The 12,450-nt window shown below is 39.1% G+C and carries 8 protein-coding genes; 3 read left to right on the forward strand and 5 right to left on the reverse strand.

Going from position 1 to position 12,450, the window contains the following annotated elements; genetic code table 11:
• Positions 1-57 precede the first annotated feature (57 nt).
• The 3 genes from ACFO3O_RS12470 to ACFO3O_RS12480 form a co-directional block, all read right to left on the reverse strand.
• Positions 58-1,071 carry an isoaspartyl peptidase/L-asparaginase family protein gene (locus ACFO3O_RS12470; RefSeq protein ID WP_379979271.1) on the reverse strand — a complete coding sequence of 338 codons (1,014 nt, stop codon included), beginning with the start codon at positions 1,069-1,071 and terminating at the stop codon, positions 58-60.
• A gap of 116 nt (positions 1,072-1,187) precedes the next feature.
• Positions 1,188-1,778, reverse strand: coding sequence for a hypothetical protein (locus ACFO3O_RS12475; protein ID WP_379979273.1), 591 nt, complete (start codon positions 1,776-1,778; stop codon positions 1,188-1,190).
• On the reverse strand, positions 1,778-4,765 hold the full coding sequence (locus ACFO3O_RS12480; protein ID WP_379979275.1) for a GH92 family glycosyl hydrolase: 2,988 nt from the start codon (positions 4,763-4,765) through the stop codon (positions 1,778-1,780). Before ACFO3O_RS12480 ends, ACFO3O_RS12475 begins: the two co-directional genes overlap by 1 nt.
• Before the next feature lie 124 nt (positions 4,766-4,889).
• Between ACFO3O_RS12480 and ACFO3O_RS12485 the strand changes: the two genes are divergently transcribed.
• On the forward strand, positions 4,890-5,615 hold the full coding sequence (locus ACFO3O_RS12485; RefSeq protein WP_379979277.1) for a copper homeostasis protein CutC: 726 nt from the start codon (positions 4,890-4,892) through the stop codon (positions 5,613-5,615).
• 29 nt (positions 5,616-5,644) lie between these two features.
• Here the strand turns inward: ACFO3O_RS12485 and lepA are convergent, their stop codons facing one another.
• Positions 5,645-7,441 carry a translation elongation factor 4 gene (lepA, locus tag ACFO3O_RS12490; protein ID WP_379979279.1) on the reverse strand — a complete coding sequence of 599 codons (1,797 nt, stop codon included), beginning with the start codon at positions 7,439-7,441 and terminating at the stop codon, positions 5,645-5,647.
• A 109-nt stretch (positions 7,442-7,550) separates the two neighbouring features.
• On the opposite strand from lepA, the gene ACFO3O_RS12495 reads away from it, so the two are divergent.
• Positions 7,551-10,001: an outer membrane beta-barrel protein gene (locus tag ACFO3O_RS12495; protein WP_379979281.1), complete on the forward strand. Its 2,451-nt coding sequence runs from the start codon at positions 7,551-7,553 to the stop codon at positions 9,999-10,001.
• A gap of 14 nt (positions 10,002-10,015) precedes the next feature.
• On the opposite strand, the gene ACFO3O_RS12500 is transcribed toward ACFO3O_RS12495, so the two are convergent.
• Positions 10,016-11,125 (reverse strand): TolB family protein, encoded by a 1,110-nt coding sequence (locus ACFO3O_RS12500; RefSeq protein WP_379979283.1) that lies wholly within the window; start codon positions 11,123-11,125, stop codon positions 10,016-10,018.
• Positions 11,126-11,170: 45 nt separating this feature from the next.
• Here ACFO3O_RS12500 and ACFO3O_RS12505 point away from each other — a divergent pair, with 45 nt between their 5' ends.
• On the forward strand, positions 11,171-12,409 hold the full coding sequence (locus tag ACFO3O_RS12505) for a M20/M25/M40 family metallo-hydrolase (protein WP_379979285.1): 1,239 nt from the start codon (positions 11,171-11,173) through the stop codon (positions 12,407-12,409).
• Positions 12,410-12,450: the final 41 nt, after the last annotated feature.

Raw genomic sequence — 12,450 nt, forward strand, 5'->3', positions numbered from 1 at the left:
ATGTCTTTTTGAGGAGACTTGTTAAAAAATAAATAAATAAATAGGTGATCAAATGTGTTATTTTTCTTTTTTAGTATAATAATCAGATACGATTGTTTCAGATGTTCCTTCTTGATATTTCATCATAGTAAATCCTTCGTGTATCGCATAAGATCCTGTTTCTCCTGCTTTATTCATGGCTATATAAGCTACTTGAAAATCTTTATAGCGCGCTCCTTTTTTAACGATTCGCTGTATCGCTTCTTCACAAGCTTTTTGGGGAGACATACCATTACGCATTAATTCGACGACAAGAAAACTCCCTACGGTTTTTAAAACTTCTTCTCCCATGCCTGTGGCTACTGCGGCACCTACTTCATCATCTACAAATAACCCCGAACCTATAATTGGGGAGTCACCTACACGACCTTTCATTTTATAACCCAATCCAGAAGTGGTACAAACCCCTGCAATTTTACCAGAGGTGTCCATGGCAAGCATGCCTATGGTATCATGATTTTCAACATTGATTTCTGGTTGGTAATCACTTGTTTTTAACCATTCTTTCCATGCTTTTTCAGAGGCTGGTGTCAGTAATTTTTGTTTTTTGAATCCTTGCGTATAGGCAAACTCTTCAGCACCTTTACTCGCCATGATGACGTGGGGCGTTTCTTCCATGACTTTACGTGCCAGAGCCGCGACATGAACAATATTTTCTACCGCAAGCACCGCCCCATAATCTCCTTCTGGGGACATGACGCAAGCATCTAGTGTGACATTCCCTTCTCTGTCTGGCGTCGCTCCTATGCCTACTGTGGTATTTTTTTCATTAGCTTCCTCTATCGCTACGCCTTCTATGATCGCATCTAGTGCAGGTTTGCCTTGTGCTAGTAATTCACCAGACGTTGAGTTTGCGCGCTCTGTATTCCAAGTGCTGATAGAGATATAGGAAGGTCTTACTAAAGCCTCTGCAGAGGTATCTGTGGCTTCTAGTTGCTGTGTAGCCTCTTCTTTGCAACTTATGGCAGCAACACCTGTGGCGATTCCTGCTCCCGTGAGTGCTGTGTTTTGTATAAATTTTCTTCTGTTCATTTAATGTGTGTTTTTTTGCTTTCGCGAAAGCTAACCTAGTATAAGTTTCACTTACATAAAAGCGCATATCTTCTTTATATCATTGGTGTTTCATGCATTGTGATCATAAAGTGATCTCAAGATACTACTTTATTCCTTTTTATTTTTTTAGATATCCACTGAAATAAAAATACATACCCTATAAAAAGTCCTAATTTCAATAATAGATGAAGTGGCCAATACGGAATGGTATCCAAAATGTCCAAGAGATGAAAATCTGATGAACTTTCTGATCCATAATCTCTGTGAAGTGACGTTGTGAAAATCACATATTGTTCTAGGGTAATTAAGAAAAAAGGAATTGATAGTAGTCTTATCAATATGTTTTTGCGAACAAGCTTAAAGCGAAAAGGTTGTGTTATAAACAACCAAGAGAATATCATCGCCCAGTATGCCCATGCATAAGACCCTGTTGCTCTATTTGTGATAGCATACTCATTATTTTCATCCCCCATGAATATGAAAATATATGAATAAGATATAAGAAGAATAATGGTGTATAGGATTCCACAGAATATGATAAGACGACACGCCATCTCATCAATTTTCAAAAAGTTTTCTTTAAGCTTTGGAATCTGACGTCCTATTAAAAAAGGGATAGTAAGCAAGCCGAAAGAAGTAAAAATATCAGTTCTCAAAAAGTCTAATACGATATTAATTACTTCCATTATTTTATAGCAATTTCATCTACAAATATCCAGCTTCTGCCTTGGTACGGATGACCTTTATGCCATTCAGGGACGGGGCCAAGGGTTTTAGCAATAAGTTTTACATAGCGGATGCCCAAACGTTTTTCTTCCCCTTTTACAGTTTTGATCGTGACTTTGTCAGTAAAAGAGGGGACTTCTATTGTTTCTTTCTTATATACCTCAAATGTTTTGCCGTCGCTCGAAACGAGTACTTGTACTTCTGTGGGAAAGAAAATCCAACTTCCTTGGTCTTCTAGGAAATTGGTTTCTATAGAAGAGATGTCTTGAGCACTTCCTAAATCTACCGTAGCAATCACATCCTGATCGTGGAATCCCTGCCATGTACCCGTCCTGAAATTAGCGGTACCCCGAATGCCATCTATGAGCGCATCATTCCCTCCTGCGTTATACGCATTAGCATATTCGGCTTCTAGTTGGATGGTGAGGTTTTCGTCTATTTTGTAAAAATTAGTTTGAATCGTGATACTTCTTTGACCTTCTCTCTCCGAATAGGTGTGGATAGTTTCTGCATCAGTGATGGTAATGGGTGCTGTGTATTTTTGAAAGTTGTTTCCTGTAGTACTGTAAAAAATAGTTGCTGCTGGGTCTACTGTTTCCAATACAATCTCTGTCTGTTTCTTAAAGGCAATATCGCCCTTGGTAATAAAAGGGGCAGATACGATCAGTTGATCTTTGATTTCGGTAGAAGGAATATGTGCATCGTCTGTAGCCCAGGAAGAAGGTTGATCGGTCATTTCAAAAACAAGAGAACCTCCCTTGGTAATATCTTCGTGTGTAATGTAGGAAAACGGGTAGGGTTCACCGTTTAATTTCGCGGAAGCGATATAGCTATTTTCATCAGACAGGTTCAAAGCTTGTATGGTAAATGTATTTCCATTTTCAAGGTGGATGGTCGCTTTGTCAAATAAAGGCGCTCCAATGATGTAGGTATTACTTCCTGGAGTTACCGCATAAAAGCCCATACTACTTAACACGTACCATGCACTCATCTGACCGCAGTCTTCATTGCCGGAAATTCCATCAGGTTCATTGGTGTATAGGGTGGTTAAAATCTCCCGGACCTTCTCTTGTGTTTTATGAGGTTTATTAATAAAATTATAGAGATATGCCATGTGATGACTGGGTTCATTACCGTGTGCGTATTGCCCAATAAGGCCCGTAATATCTGCCTGATCACGTCCAGAAGTCTGTGATTCGGCAGTAAACAATTCGTCTAGTTGTGCCTCCAAAACTTCTTTTCCGCCCATAAGTTTTGTGAGTCCCGTAATATCCTGGGGTGCATAAAAGCTGTATTGCCACGCATTTGCCTCCGTATAATTAAAATTCACTTCAAACGGGTCAAAAGGCGAAAACCACGTATTACGAACTCTTCCGCGCATGAATTTACTACTCGGGTCGTAGGTGTTTTTGTAGTATTGGGCTCTTTGTATAAACGTGTTATACGTTTTCATATCGCCTTTGGCTTTTGCCATTTGGGCGATGGTCCAATCATCATAAGCATATTCTAGGGTTTTGGATACCGACTCTGACTCTTCTTCGACTGGAATAAAGCCAACTTCTTTGTACGCCTCCAATCCCAAATGATCTCTTGTCGCGCTGTGCAACATGGCTTCAAAAGCTTTATCGGTATCGTAATCGCGGATACCTTTCATATACGCATCTGCAATGACAGGCACCGCGTGATACCCGATCATACATCCTGTATAATTGGCCGAAAGATCCCACATGGGTAAGATGCCACCTTCGTCATATTTTGCCAAAAATGTATTGATGAAATCATTGGTACGTTCTTCTTCAATAATCGTGTATAGCGGGTGTGCCGCTCTATACGTATCCCACAAGGAGAATACGGTGTAATACTCAAAATTGGTGGTTTGATGAATTTCTTGATCCATACCTCGGTATCTGCCATCGACATCTTGATAGCTATTTGGCGCTAGCATGGTATGATATAAAGCCGTGTAAAAGTTGGTTTTATTGGTGCTGCTTGTGTCTTCAATTACAATTTTAGAGAGTTGTGCTTCCCAAGTATCTTGTGCTTCTTGCTTGAGTTGCTCAAAAGTTTTGTTACCGATCTCGGTGTCTAGATTTTTTTTGGCACCTGCTTCATCAACGGCAGAGATTCCTACGGAGACATAAATAGGCTCGTTGTTGGGGTTGTCAAATTTTAAGGCAACTTTGGTATTAGGGCCTTTGATAGGTTTTTCATCAGAATGAGCTCCGCCACCTTCTTTGAAATGACTGTAAAAAAGAGTGCCATCACCTTTAATAGGTTGACTAAATTTTATATAGTAAAATAGCTTCTGCTCTTTAGCCCATGATTCGGAGAATCGGTGACCGCTTATTTCTGTATCCGAAAGGATATTGATGCTTCCGTCTAGTAAGATGTCTCGGTGCTCTATGTCTAGTAGGATGAATTGGTTTTCCGCTCCTGCCTCGCCGGCAGGCAGGTTTGCGAAAGCATACTTATGCATCCCTGCTCTTTGCGTTACTGTCAGGGCAACATCTATGTTGGTACTGTCTAAATGTACTTCGTAATACCCAGGACTTGCCTTCTCATTATCATGTGAAAAAGGAGCTCGGTACCCAGGTTTTCCATCAGCGCCATTATGAAAATTGACCGATGTGGTAGGCATCAATAAAATATCTCCATAATCTAAAATTCCGGTACCACTTAAATGCGTATGGCTGAAGCCGTATATGTAGGTGTCGTCATAATGGTAGCCTGAGCAACCATCCCAACCTTCTAGTCGCGTGTCGGGACTTAACTGCATCATTCCAAAAGGCATCGTTGCTCCCGGATACGTATGCCCGTGACCGCCTGTACCTATAAAGGTGTTGACATGATTTACAAGCGGATAATCCCCTGAAGCTAATGTCGTGACGTCTTTCTTGCAACTAAAACAGATAGCTAGGATTAAAAATAGTAGGATTCTAAAACGCATGTTTCTCAAATTTAAAGTACGTAAGATACTGAAAAGATTCCCTTTTAAAAATGGGTTTTAATGCCCATATAAATCTGTTGATTTGAATGTATACATTCCTCTTTATTTTCTGTATTTTCGGGTTATGTTATTAGAAATTTGTGCAAATTCGTATCAATCTGCTATTGCGGCTCAAAAGGCAGGAGCACAGCGTATTGAGTTGTGTAGTGAGCTTGCTTTAGGCGGAATTACACCCAGTCATGGTCTTATCGAAAAGGTAGTTTCTGACCTTGAAATTCCTGTGTATGTATTAATACGTCCTCGAAGTGGTGATTTTACCTACTATGATGATGAGTTTGACGTGATGTTACGAGACATTGCTTTTTGCCGTAAAGTAAAAGTGGGAGGAGTGGTTTCTGGGGTGTTACAATCGGACCTTACCATAGATGAAGAGCGAACGCAAACCCTTGTGGATGCTGCTGGAGGCATGTCATTTACCTTTCACCGCGCGTTTGACTGGACGCCCAATGCAATGGATGCCCTTAGAGTTTTGCAGAGAGTAGGCGTAGACCGTATTCTTACGTCAGGGCAATCTGAAAATGCACTTTCAGGTTTGTTTGTTCTTAAAATGTTACTAGAAAAATCCAAAAACAAACCTGTTATTTTACCAGGCGGCGGTATTCGACCGAGTAATATTGGACAGTTTATAGACGCTGGATTTAAAGAAATCCACGCATCAGCGAGTAATACGATTGAGAGTTTAGAAGGCGCTTTCCCCATGCATAATTTACAGGCAGTACAACAGGATTTACAAACCTATTCTGACCCTGAAAAAATCAAGCAATTGCTAGATGCGATGTATAATTCTTAACTACTTAAAAATATGAGTTAAGAATTGTATTAATCGTTCAGTTTTAGAACGGCCATAAACGCTTCTTGAGGAATCTCAACATTTCCAACTGCACGCATCCGTTTCTTTCCTTTCTTTTGCTTTTCTAGGAGTTTACGCTTTCGCGAAATATCACCTCCGTAACATTTAGCCGTTACGTCTTTACGAAGGGCTTTTACGGTTTCACGTGAGATAATTTTTGCTCCAATGGCTGCTTGGATAGGAATGTCAAATTGTTGACGCGGGATTAACTGGCGTAACTTCTCACACATTTTCTTTCCGATATCGTACGCATTGTCTTGGTGTAATAGTGCCGAAAGGGCGTCTACTTCTTGTCCGTTAAGGAGGACGTCTACTTTTACTAGTTTAGAAGCACGCATTCCGATAGGTGAGTAGTCAAAAGAGGCATATCCTTTAGATACCGTTTTTAAACGATCATAAAAGTCAAAAACAATCTCAGCCAGTGGCATGTCAAAACTAAGTTCTACACGTTCTGGGGTCAAGTAAGTTTGATTGGTAATGGTCCCTCGTTTTTCGATACAAAGTGACATTACGGGTCCTACAAAATCTGACTTTGTAATGATAGACGCTTTGATATAAGGCTCTTCTACGCGATTAAGCTTAGACGGATCAGGAAGGTCGGATGGATTATTCACGAGAATAATATCATCTGGATATTTGTGGGTGAAAGCGTGATACGATACGTTAGGCACCGTAGTAATCACTGTCATGTCAAATTCGCGTTCTAGGCGTTCTTGGATAATCTCAAGATGCAACATTCCCAAGAATCCGCAACGGAAACCAAAACCTAAAGCGGCAGAGCTTTCTGGTTCAAAAACGAGCGATGCGTCATTGAGTTGTAATTTTTCCATCGAAGAGCGAAGTTCTTCGTAATCTTCTGTATCGACAGGATAAATACCTGCAAATACCATTGGTTTTACGTCCTCAAAACCTTCAATAGCTCTTTGTGTTGGGTTTTTGGCATCTGTAATGGTATCTCCTACTTTTACTTCACGCGCATCTTTGATTCCTGTGATGAGGTATCCTACGTCTCCTGTTTTTATTTCTTGTTTGGGTGCTTGGGTTAATTTGAGCGTGCCTACTTCATCAGCTCCATAGGTTTTGCCAGTTGCCACAAATTTTACTTGCTGGTTTTTCTTAATGCTTCCGTTTAAAACTCTAAAATAGGTTTCTACACCTCTAAAAGGATTATATACTGAATCAAAAATAAGAGCCTGCAAAGGTTCGTCTGGATTGCCTTGAGGGGCAGGTATTCGTTCTATGACAGCAGCTAAGATTTCTTTGATGCCAATCCCTGTTTTCGCGGAAGCGGGAATCACATCCTCTGGATCACATCCTAAAAGATCTACAATATCATCTGTAACTTCTTCAGGGTTTGCGCTTGGTAAGTCTACTTTATTAAGTACAGGAATAATCTCAAGATCATTCTCTAAGGCTAGATATAGATTAGAAATAGTTTGTGCCTGGATGCTTTGCGCAGCATCTACGACGAGTAAAGCACCTTCACAAGCGGCGATACTTCGAGAAACCTCGTAAGAAAAATCTACATGCCCCGGAGTATCTATTAAATTTAAGATATAATTTTCTCCTTTATAGATATATTCCATTTGGATAGCGTGTGATTTGATGGTAATCCCGCGTTCACGTTCCAAATCCATACTGTCTAGCAATTGCGCTTGTGCTTCACGTTTAGTGACCGTAGAGGTTTCGTCAAGAAGACGATCTGCTAAGGTACTTTTACCGTGATCAATATGCGCAATGATGCAAAAATTTCTAATATTCTTCATAATCTAATCCATGTCAATGAGTGCAAATATAGGCGTTATGTTGCCGATTATGCAGGTTGAAAAATAGAATTTATGTATTTCGTCGAAAAAAAGAATAAAGGTACCCTATATGGATACTTTTAGAGTATTTTTATCCGCCAAAATGAAGTATTTTACCTCTTTTTTTTTAGTGTTTCTATTGACACTATGCTCAGGATTTTTAGTAGCCCAAGAAGCTACACTATCGGGTATTGTTAAAAATAATGCTGGAGAAGGAGTTCCTTTTGTAAATGTGGTATTGTATACTACAAGTGATGAGATCGTAAAAGGAGCGGTTACTGATGATGCTGGAACCTTTATTTTTACAGAGATCAAAGAAGGATCATATCTTGTTAAAGCTAGTTTTGTGGGATATGAAAACTACACTTCTGCAGTCTTTAATTTGTCAGAAGACAAACAACTCCCAGTCATTATTCTTAAAGAGAATACAGAAAGCCTTGAAGAGGTAACGGTAATCAGTAAAAAACCGACCATTGTTCGAGAAGTTGATAGATTGGTTTTTAATGTAGAAAATACCATTGCCGCTACTGGTAGTGCGTGGGATATACTGAGAAGAACTCCAGGAGTAGTTGTCAAACAAGATGCGCTTGCCGTTAGGAATAATGCGGTAAATGTGTATATAAATGATCGAAAATTAGAACTCAGTTTTGAAGAATTACAAAGCTTACTTGAGAGCTTGGGTGGTGACACTATAAAATCAATTGAAGTAATCACAAATCCATCGGCAAAATATGACGCAGAAGGAGGAGCGATTATCAACATAGTGTCTTCAAAAGCACTGTATTTAGGATATAAAGGATCTGTAACGGCACGTGGGACGTATGGTATATTTTCAAAGCATTATTTTGGGACGAGTCATTATTTTAAAGGGAACAAGTTGAATGTCTTTTTTAATTATGGATACTCTCCTCTTAAGAAGACAAAACAGGACAATAGCTTTGTGAATTATCAAAATGAAACCACACCCGTTTCAAGATGGCTTCAAGATTTTGAGCGTAAAACATGGACTAAAGCGCATAATGCAAATCTGATTCTAGATTACCAATTAAATGATAAGCAAAAACTTAGTTTTTCAGCAATAGGGTTGTATTCTCCAGACGAATTTGATTTTGCTAGATCAGTAACAGCGGTTTCTTCATTTGTAGATGACTCGTTTGATATTGGAACGACAAGCCGTATTGATGGTGAACAAAAAAACCTTGCTTTTGATTTGACCTATGGGTACGCTCTTGAAAATGGAAGCTTACAAGCAAATGCACATTATACCAGCTATACTAGAGAGCGTACTCAGCGTTTGTTATCTGTGTATACAGATGATCAAAATGCTATTTTTAGAAATGTTCGTTTTACAAGTAACGCTTTACAGGATATAGAAATTTATACAGGTCAAATAGATTACACAACTCAATTAGGGGATGTAGCGTTAGAAACTGGGGGTAAAATATCGGTGATTGACTCAAGGTCTGCAATCCAATTTCCTTCTATTCAAAATGATGCTCCCAATGGATTGGATCAGGCGCAAGATGATGATTTTCTGTATGACGAAAATGTTTTTGCGGGATACGCTTCATTGAGTAAAGATATCAATAAATGGAGTTTGAAAGGTGGATTGCGTGTGGAGCAAACCAATTCTACAGGGAATTCTATCGTGTTGGATGAAGTAGTTGAGTTAGATTATTTAGAATGGTTTCCTTCAGCATATGCTCAGTATACCTTATCAGATAATCATAGCTTTAGTTTGGATTATAGCCGTAGGCTGTATAGACCCCGCTATCAGGATCTGAATCCTTTTGTGTATTTCTTAAATGAAAATAATTTTACGAGAGGAAACTCGGGATTGATACCTGCTTTTGGAAACGAATTCAATTTTAATTATTCCTTGTCTGGAAAATACTTTTTTGACGTGTATTATCGTGATAATGGAGAGAACATCCTACGATTGAGTTTTCAGGACAATGAATCTCAAGTGGTAAGAGCCGAAAATCAAAATGCACTAGCAAGTAAGTCTTGGGGTCTTGATTTTACACACGGACGCTCCTTTACAAAATGGTGGTACTTTTATACATACATGAGCCTTTTCCATGAAGAAGAAACATTTCTTGCAGTAGAAAGTGGTAGTATACCATTCACTGTTCAAATAGATGGTTTTTACGGCTCATTTTCTAATTTTATAACCCTAAGTAAAGACAAAACCTTTACAGGAGAGGTGTCTTTGGATTATATCTCAGGCTTTATTTTTGGGAGTTATATACAAGAATCTACCACAGATCTTAGAATAGGTCTTAAGAAAACATTTTGGGATAAACGAGCGACCCTATCTGTTGTTGTAAATGATGTCTTGGGTGAAGCCAATGCCTTGGTGACGTCTCAATACCTCAATCAAAACAACGGATTTTTATCTGTACCAGAGACCCAAAACCTCCAGGTAGGATTTACGTATAACTTCGGTAATTTTAGACTAGAGGACAACAACAGAGCTCTTGACAAAAAAGAAAGAGATCGTTTGGAAATCAAAGACTAAAAATTAATTTAGTGCTAGTCTACCCATTCTGCAATAAAAAGATTGGTGTCTCTACCACCTCCATTATTTCTGTTAGAAGAAAAAGCTAGTTTTTTACCATCATTAGAAAACACAGGAAAGGCATCAAAAGTTTCACCATGGGTGATACGTTCTAGATTTTTACCATCTAAGTCTATCATATATAAGTTAAATGGAAAACCACGCTCCGCTTCAAAATTGGAAGAAAATAAAATCTTTTCGCCACTTGGGTGAAAGAAAGGGCTCCAATTAGCATTTCCTAAGCGTGTCAACTGACGCATATCAGAACCATCTGCATTACAGATGTACAATTCCATTTCGGTAGGTTCTACGAGACCTTGTGCAAGTAAGTCTTTGTATTTTTTTATTTCTTCTTCCGTTTTAGGGCGCGAGGATCTAAATATAAGTTTTGTGCCGTCTGGTGAGAAAAAAGCACCTCCGTCATAACCTAGTTCGTCTGTGATTTGTTGCACATCAGAACCGTCAATATTCATAGTATACAATTCTAAATCCCCACTACGCGTAGAAGTAAATACGATTTTATCTCCTTTTGGAGAAACTGTAGCTTCTGCATCATACCCAGGCTCATCAGTAAGTTGTCCTATGATATTGCCTTCAAGATCAGATACAAAAATGTCAAACGTATCGTACACAGGCCACACATAGTTTCCATTTTTACGTAACGGAACTTCAGGACATTCTTTGTCTGCCAAATGAGTAGATCCATATACAAAGGATTTGTTATCTGGAAGAAAATAAGCACAGGTAGTGCGCCCTAATCCTGTAGAGATCATAGGGGGCTGACTATCTTTAAACGTCTCTCCAAGATTCATTAAAAACATTTGGTCACACGCTACTCCCCATTCTTTATAATTTGACTGAAAAACAAGTTGCTTGTCATCAAAACTCCAATATGCCTCGGCATTATCTCCTCCAAAAGTTACTTGTTGGATATTCTTAAAGTGAACCTCTTCTGGGTAGATTAACGTGTTATCTTGAGTTTTTACAATGACTTCTGTTTCTTTTGTTTCGGTAGTTGCTGATGATGTGTTTTCTTTGCAAGCCATACAAGCAAAAATAATGGCAACTATATAAAAGTGTTTCATACGAGTATAAATCATTAATTTTGCACAAAAATACAGTATTCTTCTATGAAAAATCTCATTTTAAGTTTCGCTTTCCTTTCTTTGGTCTCTTGTAAAAAAGAAATCCCTACGCCAGTTACTCTAGAAAAAGATGTTACTTTTCTCGCATCAGATAGTTTGCAAGGGCGAGAAACAGGTACAGAAGGCGAGCTAATAGCAGCTCACTACATCAAGGATCGTTTTGAATCGATGGGATTATCTCCCAAAGGAAATGCGGGTACTTTTTTTCAAACATTTTCATTTGCACCTAAAAATGATCCACATGGTGAGGTAAGCTTTCGCGAAAGTGGAAACGACTCCCTTATTACAGGAACCAATGTGATAGGTTATTTGGATAACAAAGCATCCAATACCATTGTGATTGGCGCACACTATGATCATTTAGGAATGGGTGGTGAAGGATCGTTATATCGAGAAGGAGCTGCTATTCACAATGGCGCTGATGACAATGCGAGTGGTGTGGCGGTAATGTTGCAGTTAGCTGAAAAACTTCAAAACGAAAAATACAAAGGCAATAATTACCTCTTTATTGGTTTTTCTGGTGAGGAAATGGGGTTATTAGGCTCTAATTATTTTACAAAGAATGCGACTATTCCTCTTTCTAAAATCAACTATATGATTAATATGGATATGGTGGGAAGACTTAATGAAGAAAAAGCGCTTGCGGTGCATGGAATAGGAACTTCTCCGATCTGGGGACAAACGGTATTCGCTGCCAATACGTCTTTTCAACTCGCTGAGCACGAAAGTGGCGTAGGTCCTTCAGATCATACTTCCTTTTACTTAAACGATATCCCAGTGTTGCATTTATTTACAGGGCAACACGACGATTACCACAAGCCAGGTGATGATAGTGAGAAACTCAATTATGAAGGTATGCGTATGATTGAGGACTATATTCTAGCGATTGTAGCAGAGTTAGATAATAACGGAAAACTGACATTTACCAAAACCAAAGATGAGAGTGCTGCGGTACCGAGTTTTAAAGTAGGTTTGGGCGTTGTTCCTGATTATTTATTCTCTGGAAAAGGGATGCGTATCGATGGGGTGAGTGAAGGAAGGGCTGCTCAAAATGCAGGCTTGGAAAAAGGCGATGTGGTCATCAAAATGGGCGATAGCACGGTGGTCGATATGATGAGTTATATGCGTGTGCTTTCTACGTTTGACGTAGGAGATACGACTACGGTGGTGATTGATAGAAAAGGAGAGGAGCTTATTAAAGAGATTGTGTTTGTAAAGGATTAGACGCTTTCGCGAAAGCGTACCATTATGAAAAAGAAATTTTA

The sequence above is a fragment of the Dokdonia ponticola genome (genome assembly GCF_042653865.1).
GTDB classification, from domain to species: domain Bacteria; phylum Bacteroidota; class Bacteroidia; order Flavobacteriales; family Flavobacteriaceae; genus Dokdonia; species Dokdonia ponticola.

Bases quoted from the DNA above. Each gene is read 5' to 3' on its own strand.
- lepA (WP_379979279.1), bottom strand. From the start codon at position 7,441: ATGAAGAATATTAGAAATTTTTGCATCATTGCGCATATTGATCACGGT.
- ACFO3O_RS12505 (WP_379979285.1), top strand. From the start codon at position 11,171: ATGAAAAATCTCATTTTAAGTTTCGCTTTCCTTTCTTTGGTCTCTTGT.
- ACFO3O_RS12500 (WP_379979283.1), bottom strand. From the start codon at position 11,125: ATGAAACACTTTTATATAGTTGCCATTATTTTTGCTTGTATGGCTTGC.
- ACFO3O_RS12480 (WP_379979275.1), bottom strand. From the start codon at position 4,765: ATGCGTTTTAGAATCCTACTATTTTTAATCCTAGCTATCTGTTTTAGT.
- ACFO3O_RS12495 (WP_379979281.1), top strand. From the start codon at position 7,551: ATGGATACTTTTAGAGTATTTTTATCCGCCAAAATGAAGTATTTTACC.
- ACFO3O_RS12475 (WP_379979273.1), bottom strand. From the start codon at position 1,778: ATGGAAGTAATTAATATCGTATTAGACTTTTTGAGAACTGATATTTTT.
- ACFO3O_RS12470 (WP_379979271.1), bottom strand. From the start codon at position 1,071: ATGAACAGAAGAAAATTTATACAAAACACAGCACTCACGGGAGCAGGA.
- ACFO3O_RS12485 (WP_379979277.1), top strand. From the start codon at position 4,890: ATGTTATTAGAAATTTGTGCAAATTCGTATCAATCTGCTATTGCGGCT.